This is a genomic window from Nonomuraea sp. WAC 01424 (assembly GCF_003947315.1).
Lineage (GTDB): Bacteria > Actinomycetota > Actinomycetes > Streptosporangiales > Streptosporangiaceae > Nonomuraea > Nonomuraea spiralis.
Genome location: NZ_QHHZ01000018.1, coordinates 134,799 through 150,003 on the forward strand (window position 1 = coordinate 134,799; position 15,205 = coordinate 150,003).

Annotated in this window: 13 protein-coding genes; 8 read left to right on the forward strand and 5 right to left on the reverse strand. The window is 71.6% G+C overall.

All coding sequences use genetic code 11. The annotated features are described in order from the left end of the window. Positions 1–27: 27 nt before the first annotated feature. The 6 genes from DMB42_RS40960 (at position 28) to DMB42_RS40985 (ending at position 8,348) form a co-directional block, all read left to right on the forward strand. Positions 28–510, forward strand: coding sequence for a (2Fe-2S)-binding protein (locus DMB42_RS40960; RefSeq protein ID WP_125644501.1), 483 nt, complete (start codon positions 28–30; stop codon positions 508–510). Positions 511–557: 47 nt separating this feature from the next. Then, positions 558–2,906, forward strand: coding sequence for a xanthine dehydrogenase family protein molybdopterin-binding subunit (locus tag DMB42_RS40965; protein ID WP_125644725.1), 2,349 nt, complete (start codon positions 558–560; stop codon positions 2,904–2,906). Beyond that, on the forward strand, positions 2,903–3,757 hold the full coding sequence (locus DMB42_RS40970; protein WP_125644503.1) for a xanthine dehydrogenase family protein subunit M: 855 nt from the start codon (positions 2,903–2,905) through the stop codon (positions 3,755–3,757). Before DMB42_RS40965 ends, DMB42_RS40970 begins: the two co-directional genes overlap by 4 nt. Before the next feature lie 76 nt (positions 3,758–3,833). Continuing rightward, on the forward strand, positions 3,834–4,568 hold the full coding sequence (locus DMB42_RS40975) for an SRPBCC family protein (protein ID WP_125644505.1): 735 nt from the start codon (positions 3,834–3,836) through the stop codon (positions 4,566–4,568). A gap of 88 nt (positions 4,569–4,656) precedes the next feature. Then, the gene (locus tag DMB42_RS40980) at positions 4,657–7,290 is read left to right on the forward strand and encodes a CDP-glycerol glycerophosphotransferase family protein (RefSeq protein WP_125644507.1); all 2,634 of its coding nucleotides are present in this window, start codon (positions 4,657–4,659) and stop codon (positions 7,288–7,290) included. Next, positions 7,287–8,348 carry a glycosyltransferase gene (locus tag DMB42_RS40985; RefSeq protein ID WP_125644509.1) on the forward strand — a complete coding sequence of 354 codons (1,062 nt, stop codon included), beginning with the start codon at positions 7,287–7,289 and terminating at the stop codon, positions 8,346–8,348. The genes DMB42_RS40980 and DMB42_RS40985 overlap by 4 nt, the downstream gene beginning before the upstream one ends. On the opposite strand, the gene DMB42_RS40990 is transcribed toward DMB42_RS40985, so the two are convergent. The 3 genes from DMB42_RS40990 to DMB42_RS41000 are packed head-to-tail and all read right to left on the reverse strand — an operon-like array spanning position 8,345 to position 11,760. After that, complete coding sequence (locus DMB42_RS40990; RefSeq protein WP_125644511.1) at positions 8,345–9,376, reverse strand: sulfotransferase; 1,032 nt, start codon at positions 9,374–9,376, stop codon at positions 8,345–8,347. The two genes, DMB42_RS40985 and DMB42_RS40990, sit on opposite strands and share 4 nt — an antisense overlap. A 21-nt stretch (positions 9,377–9,397) precedes the next feature. Further along, a complete protein-coding gene (locus tag DMB42_RS40995; RefSeq protein ID WP_185845129.1) occupies positions 9,398–10,255 on the reverse strand; it encodes a CDP-alcohol phosphatidyltransferase family protein in 858 nt (285 codons plus the stop codon). Between the two features lie 47 nt (positions 10,256–10,302). Next, positions 10,303–11,760, reverse strand: a complete 1,458-nt coding sequence (locus DMB42_RS41000) for a glycosyltransferase (RefSeq protein WP_125644513.1) — start codon at positions 11,758–11,760, stop codon at positions 10,303–10,305. A 154-nt stretch (positions 11,761–11,914) separates the two neighbouring features. Between DMB42_RS41000 and DMB42_RS41005 the strand changes: the two genes are divergently transcribed. Further along, positions 11,915–12,409: a GNAT family N-acetyltransferase gene (locus tag DMB42_RS41005; RefSeq protein ID WP_125644515.1), complete on the forward strand. Its 495-nt coding sequence runs from the start codon at positions 11,915–11,917 to the stop codon at positions 12,407–12,409. Further along, complete coding sequence (pseI, locus tag DMB42_RS41010) at positions 12,406–13,449, forward strand: pseudaminic acid synthase (protein WP_125644517.1); 1,044 nt, start codon at positions 12,406–12,408, stop codon at positions 13,447–13,449. Before DMB42_RS41005 ends, pseI begins: the two co-directional genes overlap by 4 nt. Here pseI and DMB42_RS41015 read toward each other — a convergent pair. Then, a complete protein-coding gene (locus DMB42_RS41015; RefSeq protein WP_125644518.1) occupies positions 13,442–14,416 on the reverse strand; it encodes a PseG/SpsG family protein in 975 nt (324 codons plus the stop codon). The two genes, pseI and DMB42_RS41015, sit on opposite strands and share 8 nt — an antisense overlap. Further along, entirely contained in the window at positions 14,413–15,141 is a 729-nt protein-coding gene (locus DMB42_RS41020) for a cytidylyltransferase domain-containing protein (RefSeq protein WP_260478240.1), read from the reverse strand. The genes DMB42_RS41015 and DMB42_RS41020 overlap by 4 nt, the downstream gene beginning before the upstream one ends. Between the last annotated feature and the right edge of the window lie 64 nt (positions 15,142–15,205).

Consider the following 15,205-nt stretch of genomic DNA (forward strand, 5'->3'; position numbering starts at 1 on the left):
TTTCCCCCTGCTCCTGAGGGAGGACGTATGCCCCGAGTCACCGTCACCGTCGACGGGATCAAGTACGAGGAGGACGTCGAGCCGCGGCTCCTCCTCGTTCATCTACTACGAGAGCGGCTGGGCCGGACCGGCACCCCGGTCGGCTGCGACACCAGCAACTGCGGCGCGTGCACGGTCATGCTCGACGGCAAGAGCGTGAAGAGCTGCTCCGTGCTCGCCGTACAGGCCGACGGCTGCGACGTCGTCACCATCGAGGGCCTGAGCGCGAACGGGTCGATGCACCCGATGCAGCGGGCCTTCCACGAAGAACACGCGCTGCAGTGCGGCTACTGCACCCCCGGCATGGTCATGGCGGCGATCGACCTGCTCCGGGACGACCCCGACCCGTCGGAGGAGTCGATCAGGCACGGGCTGGAGGGCAACCTGTGCCGCTGCACCGGCTACTGCAACATCGTGCGCGCGGTGAAGCGCGGCGCGCAGGAGATGGGGCAGGCGGTGAGGACGCAGTGAGCGAGCCGAGCACCGAGCCGATCACCGGGAGCGACCTGACGGGCGACCTGACGGGCGACCAGGCCGGCGGGCACGAGGTGGGCCGGCCGCGCCGGCGGAAGGAGGACGCCAGGCTGCTGACGGGGCGTACGCGGTGGACCGACAACCTCTCCCGGCCCGGCGCGCTGCACGTGATGTTCCTGCGCAGCCCGATGGCCCACGCCCGGATCACCCGGGTGGACGTGTCGGCGGCCCGCGACCTGCCGGGCGTGGTGGCGGCGTTCAGCGGCCAGGACTTCGACGGCGAGCAGGGCAGCCTGCCGTGCGCGTGGCCGGTGACCGACGACATCGTCATCCCCGACCACCCGCCCATGGCGACCTCCGAGGTCCGGTACGTCGGCGAGGCCGTGGCCTGCGTGGTCGCGACCGACCGGTACCGGGCCGCCGACGCGCTGGACGCGATCGAGGTCGACTACGAGCCGCTGCCCGCGGTGCTCGACATGAACCAGGCGCTGTCGCCGGACAGCCCGAAGGTGCACGAGGCGGGCAACCAGGCGTTCTCCGTGAAGATCACCACCGGTGACCTCGACGCGGCGTTCGACGGCGCCGCCGTCGTCATCGACCGGACGTACGTGCAGCAGCGGCTCATCCCGACGGCGATGGAGCCGCGGGCGGTGCTGGCCGACACCGACGGCGAGTCGTTCACGATCTACACCTCCACCCAGATCCCGCACATCCTGCGCGTCATGCTGGCGGTGGTGACCGGCATCCCCGAGCACGACCTGCGAGTGATCGCGCCCGACGTGGGCGGCGGGTTCGGCTCCAAGTTGCAGGTCACCGCGGAAGAGGTGCTCTGCCTGCTGATGGCCCGCAAGTTGGGCAAGCCGGTCAAGTGGACGGAGTCCCGTTCCGAGGGCAACCTGACCGTGCACCACGGCCGCGACCAGATCCAGCACATCCGGCTCGCCGCCGACGCCGACGGGCGGATCCGGGGGCTCCAGGTGGACCTGCTGGCCGACATGGGCGCGTACCTGATGCTGGTGACGCCGGGGGTGCCGATGCTCGGGGCGTCGATGTTCAACGCGATCTACAAGATGGACGCGTACGAGTTCGGCTGCACGGGCGTGTTCACCACCAAGATGCCCACGGACGCCTACCGGGGCGCGGGCCGGCCCGAGGCGACGTTCGGCATCGAGCGGACGATGGACGAACTGGCCGCCGAGCTGGGCCTGGACCCGCTGGAGGTACGCCGGCGCAACTGGATCAGGCACGAGGAGTTCCCGTTCACCACGATCTCGGGGCTCACCTACGACTCGGGCAACTACGAGGCGGCCACGGACCGGGCGCTGTCGTTGTTCGGCTACGACAAGCTGCGGGCCGAACAGGCCGACCGCCGGGACCGGGGCGACCCGGTGCAGCTCGGGATCGGCGTCAGCACGTACACGGAGATGTGCGGGCTGGCCCCGTCGCGGCTGCTCGGGGCGGCCAACTACGGGGCGGGCGGCTGGGAGCACGGCTCGGTGCGCATGCTGCCGACGGGCAAGGTCGAGGTCATCACCGGCACGTCCCCGCACGGCCAGGGGCACGTGACGGCGTGGAGCCAGATCGTGGCCGACGCGCTCGGCGTGCCGTTCGAGGACGTACGGGTGCTGCACGGCGACACGGCGATCGCGCACAAGGGCATGGACACCTACGGCTCCCGCTCGCTGGTCGTGGGCGGCATGGCGGTGTTGCGGGCGTGCGAGAAGGTCAGGGAGAAGGCCCGTACGCTGGCCGCCCACATGCTGGAATGCTCGCCGGACGACCTGGAGTTCGGCGGCGGGGCGTTCACGGTACGCGGCACCGGGTCGAGCAGGACGATCCAGGAGCTGGCCTACGCCGCGTTCGTGGCGCACGACCTGCCCGACGGCGTGGAGGCGCGGCTCGACTCCGAGGCCACGTTCGACCCGGACAACTACTCCTTCCCGCACGGCACCCACCTGTGCGCGATGGAGGTGGACACCGAGACGGGCATGACCCGGATCCGCTCGTACGTGGCCGTGGACGACGTCGGCAAGGTGATCAACCCGCTGATCGTCGAGGGCCAGGTGCACGGCGGCATCGCGCAGGGCGTGGCGCAGGCGCTGTACGAGGAGGCCGTGTACGACCCCGACGGCAACCTGCTGACCACGACCATGGCCGACTACCTGCTGCCGTCGGCGGCGGACCTGCCCACGTTCACGACCGACCGGACCGAGACCCCCTCGACGGGCAACCCGCTGGGCGTCAAGGGCGTCGGCGAGGCCGGCACGATCGCCTCGACCCCGGCGGTCGTGAACGCGATCGTGGACGCGCTGCGGCCGTACGGCATCCAGGACGTCCGGATGCCGTGCACGCCCGAGCGTGTCTGGCGAGCGCTGGAAGGAGCGCGGCGATGATCCCCGCCCAGTTCGACTACGTGCGTCCCGAGTCCCTGGCCGACGCCTGCCGGGAGCTGGCCTCCGACGAGGACGCCAAGGCCCTTGCGGGTGGGCAGTCGTTGCTCCCGCTGCTGCGGTTGCGGCTGGCGTACCCGTCCAAGCTGGTGGATCTCGGCCGGCTGCCCGGTCTCTCCGGCGTGCACGACCGGGGCGACCACGTCTTCATCGGCGCGCTGACCACGCACGACGAGGTCATGCGCGCGCCGGTGGTGACCTCCGGGGCCCCGCTGGTGGCGCTGGCCACGGCCACGGTGGCCGATCCGGCAATCAGGCATCGGGGCACGTTCGGCGGGTCGCTGGCGCACGCCGACCCGGCGGGCGACCTGCCGGCCGCGATCCTGGCGCTGGACGGCGTGATCGTGGCCGCGTCGGCGCAGGGCGAGCGGGAGATCCCGGCCGCCGAGTTCTTCGTCGACTACCTGGAGACGTCGTTGCGCGCCGGGGAGATCCTGGTCGGGGTGAAGATCCCGAAGCTGGGCGAGGGCTGGGGCTTCCACTACGAGAAGTTCCACCGGACCGCCCAGTCGTGGGCGATCGTCGGCGTGGCGGCCGCGGTCAGGCGTTCCAACGGCGCGATCGCCGAGGCCAGGATCGCGCTGACGAACATGGGCCCGACCCCGGTGCGCGCCCGCGCGACCGAGACCGCGTTGCAGGGCGTCGAGCTCGGCGACCAGGTACGGCAGGCGTGCGAGGAGGCCGCTGCCGGCCCCGCGCCCCCGGCCGACCTGCACGCCCAGCCCGACTACCGCCGCCACCTGGCCAGGGTCCTGACCCACCGGGCGGTGCGCACGGCGGCCGGGTCGCCCTGAGTACGGCGGGGGCGCCCCTTCCGGGGTGCCCCCGCCCCGACGTAGTGTCGCAACCAACCTGGGAAGGAGCGGATCAATGGCGATGCGGTTCGAGCACGAGTTCACTGTCCCGGTTCCGGTCGAGCAGGCGTGGGCGGTGCTGCTCGACGTCGAGCGGGTCGCGCCCTGCCTGCCCGGTGCGACGCTCGACATCTTCGAGGGCGACGAGTTCACCGGCCGGATGAAGGTCAAGGTCGGCCCGATCACGGTCACCTACCGCGGCTCGGCCAGGTTCGAGGACATGGACAAGGACGCTCACACGCTCACGATCCAGGCGTCGGGCAAGGAGGCCAGGGGCTCCGGAACGGCCTCGGCCACGGTCAGGGCGCGCATGACGCCGGCCGACGGCGGCACGTCGGTGGCCGTGGAGACGACGTTCAACGTGACCGGGCGGCCGGCGCAGTTCGGGCGCGGGGTCATGGCCGAGGTCGGGGCCAAGCTGATCGACCGGTTCGCCGGCAACCTCGCCCAGCTCCTGTCCGAGCCCATGGTGGAGCCGGTCGTCCCGCAGGCCGAGCCGCCGCAGGCCGAACAACCACAAGAGCAGCCACAAGAGCAGCCGCAGGAGGAGCGGCGGCTGAGCGCGGTGCCCGCGCCCGAGCAGGACGTACGCCCGGCGGGCACGCTGCGGACCAGCCGCACGCCCGACGAGGAGGCGCTCGACCTGCTGGAGATCGCCGGGCAGCCGCTGATCAAGCGGCTGGCGCCGATCGCGGGCGGTCTCGTGGTGCTCGCGCTGTTGATCTGGGTGGTTCGTCGCCTTATGCGCTGATTTTTAGCAAAATCCATATCAAGTCCGGACACTTCCCGCTCGCTGGGGGAAGTGCCATTCCCGCAGGTCATTTCTGGGGGGACGTGGGATGCCGGACTGCACCGTTGTCGTGATCTCCTACAACGACGCGGCCCGCCTGCCCAGGGCCGTGCGTTCCGTGTTGCGGCAGTCGCTGCGCGACCTGGAGGTGATCATCTCCGACGACGCCAGCACGGACGGCACGCCCGAGGTGGCCGCCCGGCTCATGGCCGGCGACCCGCGGGTGCGCTACCTGCGCAGGGAACGCAACAGCGGCGGCTGCGGGGCGCCGCGCAACGACGGGATCGACGCCGCGACCGCGCCGTACGTCATGTTCCTCGACAGCGACGACGAGCTGCCCAGACACGCGTGCAAGAGCCTGCTCGCCGAGATCGAGCGCACCGGGGCCGACTTCGTCTCCGGGCAGATCTCCCGGCTGTTCGAGCGGGACGGACGGCTGCGCCCGTACTATCCGTCGTTGTTCGCCCGGCGGCGGGTGGTCGAGGGCATCCGCGCCGAGCCCGAGCTGTTCCTCGACTCCTTCAGCACCAACAAGCTCTACAACCTCGCCTGGCTGCGCCACAACGTGCTGCGTTTCCCCGAGGACATCCACTACGAGGACCACGTCTTCGCCACCGAGCTGTACGCGCTGACCCGCCGGTTCGCGATCGTGCCGTGGGTGGTCTACCACTGGCACCGGGCCTGCTCGAACGAGTCCATCTCGCTCAGCATCGACGAACTGGACAACGTACGGCAGCGGGTGATCGCGGCCCGGCTGAGCGACGACATCCTGCGCGGCTACGGCGCCGAGGACCTGGTGCCCCTCCGGCAGTACCGGTTCCTGCGGCAGGACCTGCGGGTCTACCTCAATCCGCTGCCGGCCCGCGACCTGGTGTGGGTGAAGGAGTTCGCCTCGATCGTGCGGCCGTACCTGGAGGAGATCCCGGACGGGGTGTTCCAGCGGATCGAGCCGATGGACCGGGTCTGCTGCCGGCTCATCCTGGACGACCGGATCGAGGACCTGCGCCTGGCGGCCGGCTCGCTGACCGGGCCGCGGGCCGCGCCGCGGGCGGCCGTCCAGGCGGACGGGCGCACGTACTGGGGCACGACGGTCGCGCCGGGGCTGGACATCACCGAACTGCGCCTGGCCGAGCTGCCCTACACCGACTCCCGGCTGCGGCACGAGGTGACCGCCCTGGCGACGAGCGGCGAACGGGTGCGGATGACCGTGCGCACGTACGACCCGTTCGGCGTGCTGCCGGCGGAGTGGGAGGCGTTCCTCCAGGCGGGCCAGGAACGGGTGCCGATCGAGCCGGTCCCGGCAGGGGACGGCGGGTACGTCAGCGACGTCGTCTTCGCCCCCTGCGGCCGGAGCGACCCGCGCGTCGGCTTCCGGCGCCGCTCCGACGGGCACGTCACCACCGACCGGCTGATCGTCGACCCGAACCTCGAACCGATCGAGTTGTCCGGCTGCACGGTGAAGGCCGAGGGCTACGCCGCCTATCTGTCCGTGCGCACACACTCGCGCGCCCGCGCGGTGCTGCGGCGGGTCAAGCGGCTGCTGCTGCGGAAGCTCAACACGCCGGGCAACAAGCTGCGCGCGTACAAGCTGCTGATCAGGGTGGTGCCGCGCCGCGACGACCTCGCCCTGTTCGAGTCGGACGTCGGCAAGGGCTGCAACGGCAGCCCGCGGGCCATCTACGAGGAGGTGCGGCGGCGCGGACTGCCGATCGAGGTGGTCTGGTCGGTCGCCAAGGACCGCAAGAACTTCCCCAGGGACGCCCGGCTGGTCCGCCGGGGAAGCTGGCGCTACCTGTGGACGATGGCCCGCGCCGGGATCTGGGTGGACAGCCACGGCTTCCCGCTGGACTACCCGAAGCCGCCGGGCACCCGCTACCTGCAGACCTGGCACGGGCAGGGCATCAAGTCGATCGGCTTCGACGCCCCCGACCTGCGCGGCGACTTCGACCGGCCGCGCGCGCAGTGGCGGGCCGCCGTCGCCAGGTGGGACGCGCTGGTCTCGGCGAGCGCGGAGTTCTCCCGGTTGTTCCTGCCCTCCAACGGCTACGACGGCAAGGTCTACCGGTACGGCACGCCGCGCTGCGACGCGCTGGTGAAGGCGGAGCCGGCGGGCGACGTACGGGCCCGGCTGGAGATCCCGCCCGGCCGGAAGATGTTGCTCTACGCCCCCACCTACCGCGACCTGGACCGGACGGGCGGCCGCTCGGTACGGGCCGACCTGGAGCTCATGGCCCGGGAGCTGGCCGGCGACTGGGTGGTGGTCCTGCGTACGCATCCGGTGGAGAAGTACGACCCGCCCGAGCGTCTGAGGCACTTCGTCAGGCCGGCCTCGTCGTATCCGGAGATCAACGACCTCATGCTCGCCTCGGACGCGCTGCTGACCGACTACTCCTCGGTGATGTGCGACTACGCGCTGACCGGCAAGCCGATGGTGTTCCTCATCGACGACTGGGACGACTACCGGCTCACCGAGCGCGGCGTGTACCACGACCTGCCCGCCATCGCGCCGGGCCCCTGCGTGACGACCACGAGGGAGCTGGTGGACGTGCTGCGCGACCTTCCCGGTGCGCACGCCGACTTCGCCGCCAGGTACGCCGCCTTCCGCGACCTGTGGTGCGCCGACGAACACGGGGACGCCTCCGCCCGGATCGTGGACGACTTCTTCGAGGGGCGTGCCCGATGACCGTCGTCTTCACCTGCCTGGACGCCGACACGCTCGGCGGCATCCAGCAGGTCACCCACACCCTGGCCCAGGGCCTGGCCGAACGCGGCCACGAGGTGCACGTCGTCGGCCTCTACCGCGCCGCCACGCCCTTCCGCTACGTCGAGCGTCCCCGCTACCGGCAACACGTGGTCGGCGGCCCGGCCGGCACGGAGGGCGCGCTGACCAGGCGCCTGGCCGACCGCAGGATGAAGGACCTGCTCGGCGCGGTCGGGTCCGGCTACGCGGTGATGACCTCGCCGTCGGTGGTGATCAGGCTGTCGGGGCTGCTGCCCGCCGGATTCCGCTCGATCGGGCAGTACCACGGCTCCTACGACCATGCCCGCGGCTCCTGGCACCTCGGCTCGATCAAGAAGCACTACCCCGACCTCGACCAGGCCCTCTTCCTCAGCGAGGACGACGCCTGGTCCTTCTCCGAGCACGCGCTGCTGCCCAACGCCTGCACGGTGCCCAACCCGCTGGGCGCCTGGCCGGAGGAGACGTCGGCGCTCGACGTGCCGCGTGTGCTGGGCGTGGGCCGGCTGGAGGGCGTCAAGCGGTTCGACCGGCTGATCAGCGCGTTCGCCCGTGCCGACGCGCCGCCGTCCTGGGAACTGCACCTGATCGGCGACGGCCTCGAACGCGAGCGGCTGCGGGCGCACGCGGCGCGGGAGGGCGTCGCGGACCGGGTGGTCTTCCGCGGCCTGGTGCCCGCTCATCTGATGCGTGAGGAGTACCTGAACGCCTCGCTGGTGGCGCTGACCAGCGAGCACGAGGGCCTGCCGGTCGTGCTGCTGGAGGCGTCCGCGCACGGGGTGCCGTCGGTGGCGTTCGACGTGTCGGGCGGCGTGCGCTCGGCGGGACCGGTACGGGTGCCGCCCGGGGACGTGGACGCGTTCGCCGCCGAGTTGTCCGTACTGATGGGGTCGGCGCGGGAACGGCGGCGGCTGGGGGCCGCCGCGCGGGCACGGGCCGAGGCGTTCCGCCTCGACCACGTGCTGGACCGCTGGGAGTGCCTGTTCGCGCACATCGAGCGCTAGACGGTCACCTCGGGCCGCTGCTGCGGGATGCCGGCCAGCGACTGCTGCGTGGTGGTCAGCAGGGCGCCGACCGGGCTCGGCTCGCGCAGCCGGTTGAAGCGGTCGCGCATGGCCTTGCGGGAACGGCTGGCCTTGCGCTTCTGCATGGTCTTCTGGCAGGCCGTCACGTGCTCCTTGGCCGGCCTGGGCGCGCCGGTCAGCTCGTAGCCGTTGGCCAGGAGGCGCTCGCCGAGCACGTGCTCGCACAGCGCGATCTCCCACTCGTCCAGGCGGTTGGCCCAGCTTCCGACCCGGCTGCGGGTGACCTCGCGGTGGGTGTTGCTGTGCCAGACCTTGTGCTGCGGGACGGCCTGGCTGGCCGCCTCGCGGGGGGAGATCATCGACGGGGCGAAGTCCTCCTCCAGGAAGTGGCAGAGCTTCTTCATCTCGGTCATCGGGTCGTCGGTGAGGTCTTCGTAGCGCAGCTCGTAGTAGGTGTCGTCGGGCAGCGTGCGCCGCAGCCGGTCGCCCGCGTCGATGGCCTCGGCCCAGGTGGAGACCGCGTGGAAGGAGTCCAGCGTGTACCAGGGCATCTCCTTCAGGGAGGCCACGCAGTCGCGGCCGTCCCTGATCAGGTGGATGAACTGGGCGTCGGGGAAGAGGCGCAGCAGCAGGTCGGTCTGCTTGACGTAGCTGGGCCTCTTGTCGCCCCAGCGGGCCTTGTCGAAGCGGTCGGCGTACATGCGGAAGGCCGTGCCGATGACCGAGCCGAGCGAGCCCGGCCCTTCCACGGCCTGCCGGATGAACTCGTCCTTGTCGATCTTGAGCTCGCGGAACTTCGTGCTGCGGTCGGTCGCGATCCACTGCGCCAGTGCCTTGCGCCGCTGGGGAACCCGCAGGTCACCCCATGTGCGGCGCCGGTAATAAGCGGGAACGAGGAAGCGCGTCTCCGGCGGCACCGCCATGCGCGGGTGCGAGTGGAGCATGAGCTGGAGCATCGTGGTGCCGGACCGCGGGCATCCAATGACGAAGACTGGCCGGTCGGACATTTCGTACTAACCCCCGAAAAACTAGACGAGAACGTGCTCTCGGCTCTCCTGGGAGGGCACGCTGTGCCTGCGCGTGAAGAGCCACATGCGGTAGACAAGGAAGATCTCGTTGGCGAGGAGCAGGACGCCGGCCGTCACCGAGAGCGGGATCAGCGCCCATGCCCCGGCCAGCGGCGCGATCACGAAGACCGCCGCATGGAACTCGATGCCGCTGATCAGGTGCGAACGCACCCGGTGCCTGGCCAGGAACCTGTTGAGCCGCCTGAAGAAGGAAGGCAGCCGCCGCCCGCGACCGCCAGTGCGCGGCCCGTGGTCCGCGGGGATGCGCGGCCCGAGATCCACAGGAGCCCGGTCCAGGGGGACGGTGTCCTCGCCGGGCAACTCCGGCTCGCCCCGCTCCTCCCTGACCGCCTCGCGCACCCGCTTCATCTGCGGCGCGTTGACGTACCTGAACAGGTCCAGCACGGCCACCGACGCGCCGAGCAGCACGTAGCGGACATCCTCCGTCAGGATGTACTGCCCGTACGCCAGCCCCCCGGCGCACAGGACCACCCTGACCCGGTCCCCCACGTAGTCCAGCCAGAGTCCGAAGGGCGTCCCCGTGCCCTTGAGCCTGGCGATCTTGCCGTCCACGCAGTCGACCATGAAGCTCAGATAGAACATCAGGGCGCCTGCGACAAGGTGGTTCAGCGCGAAACAGGTTGCCGACACCATGCCGAGGACCAGCGAGAACACCGTGAGCCCATTGGGGGTCATACGGGTGCGGTTGGCGACGGGAAGGGCGACCCGGCAGGCGACCGGATCCACGAAATACACGGTCCACCAGGAGTCTCTCCGCTTGCGTGTCTCGTGGACGTCATCCAGCGAATAGGTCCTCATGGATCCAGGATGGCCACGGAAGGCCGTCCGGCGATTACTGTCTGGAACTACTGGGGGATGTCCATGCCGCTTCTTGACCAACCCGGCACGGAAAACCGCCACGGCGCGTACGCGTCACCGTCCCGGAACCAGCCCTTGAGCACCAGTCCCCGGGTCTCGGCCTTGACCTGGAGCCGCCAGTTCGGGCCGCCGCCTTCGAGCACCCGGGGATCGATGCCGGCCACCACGCCGTGGCGGCCGACACGCCGCGCCTCCAGGGGCACCCGGCGGCGGCCGTCGCTCAGCCACACGCTCACCTTGCCGACCTTGCGCTCGACCCGGTGGATGGCCACCTGGCCCCGTACGCGGTACTCGGTGCCCGTCCAGGCGCAGTCGTCCACCTTGGCGATCAGCTTGAGCTCCTCGCGGGCGTCGTAGACCTCGTCGGGGATGCCGAGCCGGCGGCGGTCGCGGAAGTAGGGGTAGTCGCCGTACCAGTTGACGTTGCGGAAGCCGCGCGGGCGCACCCGCGTGCCGTCCGCGCGGCTGCGGCGGAAGTCCCGCACCGAGCGCAGTTCCCCGATCAGGCCGCGCCTGAGCAGATGCAGCTCCAGGCGGCGCAGCGAGGGCGCGGTGGTCAGCGCCCGGGGGCTGAGCTCGTCCAACCAGGCGTCGGACAGCGCCAGCAGCGGCACCAGGTCCTCACCGGCCTCCTGCGCCGCCTCCAGCGCCTGGAACAGGAAGACGATGTCCTTCTCCAGCACCAGCGCGTCGAACTCGGGCAGCAGCTCGGGCGCGCCGTCCTCCAGGAAGGCGCGCACCGAGTGGATGGCGGCCAGGCGCTCGTGCAGGTTGGGCAGCTCGGAACGGCGCTGCGTGATCGAGTTCTCCCCCTCCTCGCGCCTGCGCCAGTGATAGACGACGTCGTCGACCATGTCCACGCCCGTGGCCAGGACGTGGGCCTGCATGGCGACCGGCACGTCCTCGTAGATGCCGGCCGGGAACCGCAGCCCGTGCCGCCGCCAGAAGTCGGCGCGGTAGACCTTGTTCCACACCGTACGGTCCCTGACCAGGACCTTCTTGTCGGTGATGTGGGTGCACAGCTGGGGTCGCCGGAAGACCCGCTCGTGCAGGATCGACTCCTCCAGCTCGCCGTCCACCAGGCGCAGGACCGCGCCGCACGCCAGGTCGGAGCCGGTCTCCCCCAGCTTGGCGATCAGCACCTCGTACGCGTGCGGCGGCACGACGTCGTCGCTGTCGGCGAAGGCGAGAAAGGTGCCCCTGGCCCGCCCGAGCCCCTCGTTGCGTGCCGGCCCCGGTCCCATGTTCTGCTGTTCGACCAGCCTGAAGCGGGAGTCGCGGGCCATGAAGTCCTCGGCGATCCGGCGGCTCCCGTCGATCGAGCCGTCGTCGACCAGGATGACCTCGAAGTCCTCCATGGTCTGCGCGGCCAGCGATTCCAGGCACTCCGACAGGTACGGCTCCACGTTGTGGACCGGTACCACGACACTGAGCAGGGGGATCATGACGCTCCTCGGCTTTCTTGGATGGCGTTCGAGGGCAGCATGCCGTGACCGCCCGTCCGATTCCGCGCCCGATGCCCGTCCCTGATGAGCTCTTTACCCGGCATGGAATCCGCTACGTTGTGCAATGCACTAAGCACGAACAGTAGGGGGAGCGGTGCTGAGAGGCGTCCAGGACGATGATCTGCCCGTTATGCGCCGCTGGCGCAACCACCCGCGGGTGCGTGCCGCCAGCTTCACCGGCCACGAGATCGCCGAGGACGAGCACACCCGCTGGTGGGCGACCGTCCGGGCGGACACGGCCAAGCGGGTGCTGATCTACGACCATGACGGGGTGGGCGCCGGGGTGGTGACGTACTCGGGGCTGGGTGGCGGGAGCGGCTACTGGGGCTTCTACCTCGACCTCGACGGCCTCGAACGCTCCGGGGCGCTGCTGCGGGCATGGGTGGGCCTGGAACGGGCCGCCATCGACCACGCCTTCGGCCCGCTCGGCCTGACGACCCTGCGCGGCGAGGTGCTGGCCGACAACGAGCCGGTACGGCGGCTGCACAAGCGGTTCGGGTTCGCCGAGATCGGCCTCTACCGGCGTCCGGTCGACGGGGTGCCGCGCGCGGTCGTGGTCACCGAGCTGAACAAGGAGGAACGAGCATGATCTCCATCGGAGGGCGGACGATCGGGGCCGAACGGCCGCCGTTCGTGATCGCCGAGATGTCCGGCAACCACAACGGGAGCCTGGAGCGGGCCCTCGCCATCGTCGACGCGGCGGCGGCCGGCGGGGCGCACGCGCTGAAGTTGCAGACCTACCGGCCCGACACGATCACCATCGACGCCGACGGCCCCGCCTTCCGCGTGGGCGACGGGCACGAGCTGTGGGGCGGGGCCAACCTCTACCGGCTGTTCGAACGTGCCCACACCCCCTGGGAGTGGCACGAGCCGATCTTCGACCGGGCCCGCGAGCACGGGCTCCTGGCCTTCTCCGCGCCCTTCGACCCGACCGCCGTCGAGCTGCTGGAGAAGCTCGACGCGCCGGCGTACAAGATCGCTTCGTCGGAGATCGTGGACCTGCCGCTGATCAGGCTGGCCGCCTCCACCGGCAAGCCGCTGATCATCTCCACCGGCATGGCCACGGCCGGCGAGATCGAGGCCGCGGTGACGGCCGCCCGCCAGGCCGGCTGCACGCAGCTCGCCGTACTGTCCTGCACCGCCTCGTACCCGGCCTCGCCGGCCGAGAGCAACCTGCGCTCGCTGCCGCTGCTGGCCGCGCTCACCGGCGCCGAGGTCGGCGTCTCCGACCACACCCCCGGCATCGGGGCCGCGCTGGCGGCGGTCGCGCTGGGCGCGTGCCTGATCGAGAAGCACGTGACCCTGTCGCGGGCCGACGGCGGCGTCGACGCCGCCTTCTCGCTGGAGCCGCCCGAGCTGGCGGCGCTGGTGGAGGAGAGCGAGCGGGCCTGGCAGTCGCTGGGCAGCCCGGTGCTCGGGCCGCGCGAGTCCGAGCGCGAGGGCCTGCGTTTCCGCCGGTCCCTCTACGTGGTCCGCGACGTACGGGCGGGCGAGGCGGTGACCAGGGACAACGTACGGTCGATCCGCCCCGCCGGCGGCCGCCGCCCCGACGCCATCGACGAGGTCGCCGGCCGCCGGTTCACCCGCGACGCGGCGCTCGGCACGCCGCTGACCTGGGACCTCATCTGATCCACAGGTCGAGGAAGGCGTCGGCGACGCGCTCCCGGCCCTTGCCGTCGACCAGCCCGCCGCCCCGCCTGCCGTGCTCCTCGCGCAGCGCGGGGTCGGCGAGCAGGCGGGCGAGCACGCCGACGGCCTCGGCGTCGGCCGCCCGGCCCAGCCCGGCGGCCACGCCCCGGCCCACCAGCGCCCGGTAGCCGATGAGCTGGTTGTCGGCGACCCAGCTCAGCGCCGTGGGCACCCCGAGGTGGAGCAGCTCCCAGATGGCCGAGCCCGCGGCGGTGACCACGAGGTCGGCGGCGGCCATCAGCTCGGGCAGGCGGTCGGTGGGCGGGATGACCGTGATGTCCTCACCCGCCTCGAACGGCTCCGGGCTGACCACGGTGGCCCGGAACGGCACCCTCGTGAACGTGAGCGCCTCGGCCCAGGCGGGGCCGACGCGGGCGCTGTCGGTGCCGCCGAAGAAGCACAACACCCGCGGCTCCGGCCGCGGCACCCGCACCCGCCGCCGCCCGCGGACGCTGTCGCGCAGCAGCGCGTACCGGGTGCCGGCGAGCCGCCAGGCGTCGCGGGGCAACGGGAAGGGCCGGTCCTCGGCGCCGAGGTTCTGGTCGAGGTAGAGGTCGGCCTCCTGGCCGAGCGGGTCGCCGTCGACGATCGCCAGCACGGGGAAGCCCGCCGCCCTGAGCGCCGCGCCCGTGCCCTCCGGCAGCTCGTACGAGTCCAGCACCACCGCGTCGAGCCGCAGCTCACAGGCCAGCGCGGCCAGCCGGTCAGGCCCCGCCGGGGCGGTCACCAGCGGCAGGCCGCGGCTGCTGAGCTGGGCCAGGGCCCATTCGGAGCCGGAGACCGTGCCGAGGAAGACCACCTCCACGCCCCGCGCGCCCAGCTCCTCGGCCAGCGCCACGCACCGCACCAGATGACCGGCCCCGCTCCCTGCCGCGGCGTCGCAGCGCACGCCCACCCGCCCGCTCATGCGTCCTGCAGCTCCTTCTGGCGTACGTGGGCGTTGAGCTCGCAGACCTCCGGCCGGGCCCGCAACCAGCTCACCAGCGTACGGACCGGGACGCAGCCGTCGCCCAGCTGCTCGACCACCCGCGTGATGAGCCGCCAGTCGTCCTCGGTGTCGAGCGTGACCCGCAGGTCGTCGGCGGCGGGCGGGTGGGCGAGGCCGAGCAGCCGCGACTCGCCCGGGTGGGCGTAGACGTAGGAGGTCACGTGGGTGCGGTGGTAGCCGGTGGCCTCGGCGTCGGCGTGCGCCAGGGCCGCCGCGCCCACGATCTCCACGTCGAGCCCGCGCGGCAACGTCCGGGCCAGGCTCGTGCTGAGGTAGTCGAGCCCGGGGAGCGCGCGGAAGACCAGCGCCGACTCCCTGATCACGACGGGGTCGAGCAGGGGGCAGTCGGCCGTGAAGCGCATGACCGCGTCGGCGTCACGACCGGCCAGCGCCTGTATGAACCGGGTGAGCACGTCGTCGACGGGCCCCCGGTGACAGGCCACGCCGAGCCGGTCGCACTCGGCCGCCACCGCGTCGTCGGCGGCCTGCGTCGTCGTGGCCACCACGAGGTCGCCGAGCGCCCGCGACTCGCGCGCGGCGCGTACGACCCAGCCCAGGACCGAACGCCCGCCGAGTTCGCGCAGCACCTTCCCGGGCAGCCGCGTGGAGCCCATCCGAGCCTGGATGATTCCGACAATACGCATCAAAACCACATTCCCCTGTGTGACCATACGTGGTTGACCGATCGCGCTATGCTACCGGCCAGCT

What these genes read in the sequence shown, in the direction of transcription:
- DMB42_RS40960 (WP_125644501.1), top strand. Translation starts at nt 28, where the DNA reads ATGCCCCGAGTCACCGTCACCGTCGACGGGATCAAGTACGAGGAGGAC.
- DMB42_RS40970 (WP_125644503.1), top strand. Translation starts at nt 2,903, where the DNA reads ATGATCCCCGCCCAGTTCGACTACGTGCGTCCCGAGTCCCTGGCCGAC.
- DMB42_RS40975 (WP_125644505.1), top strand. Translation starts at nt 3,834, where the DNA reads ATGGCGATGCGGTTCGAGCACGAGTTCACTGTCCCGGTTCCGGTCGAG.
- DMB42_RS40980 (WP_125644507.1), top strand. Translation starts at nt 4,657, where the DNA reads ATGCCGGACTGCACCGTTGTCGTGATCTCCTACAACGACGCGGCCCGC.
- DMB42_RS40985 (WP_125644509.1), top strand. Translation starts at nt 7,287, where the DNA reads ATGACCGTCGTCTTCACCTGCCTGGACGCCGACACGCTCGGCGGCATC.
- DMB42_RS40990 (WP_125644511.1), bottom strand. Translation starts at nt 9,376, where the DNA reads ATGTCCGACCGGCCAGTCTTCGTCATTGGATGCCCGCGGTCCGGCACC.
- DMB42_RS40995 (WP_185845129.1), bottom strand. Translation starts at nt 10,255, where the DNA reads ATGAGGACCTATTCGCTGGATGACGTCCACGAGACACGCAAGCGGAGA.
- DMB42_RS41000 (WP_125644513.1), bottom strand. Translation starts at nt 11,760, where the DNA reads ATGATCCCCCTGCTCAGTGTCGTGGTACCGGTCCACAACGTGGAGCCG.
- pseI (WP_125644517.1), top strand. Translation starts at nt 12,406, where the DNA reads ATGATCTCCATCGGAGGGCGGACGATCGGGGCCGAACGGCCGCCGTTC.
- DMB42_RS41015 (WP_125644518.1), bottom strand. Translation starts at nt 14,416, where the DNA reads ATGAGCGGGCGGGTGGGCGTGCGCTGCGACGCCGCGGCAGGGAGCGGG.
- DMB42_RS41020 (WP_260478240.1), bottom strand. Translation starts at nt 15,141, where the DNA reads ATGCGTATTGTCGGAATCATCCAGGCTCGGATGGGCTCCACGCGGCTG.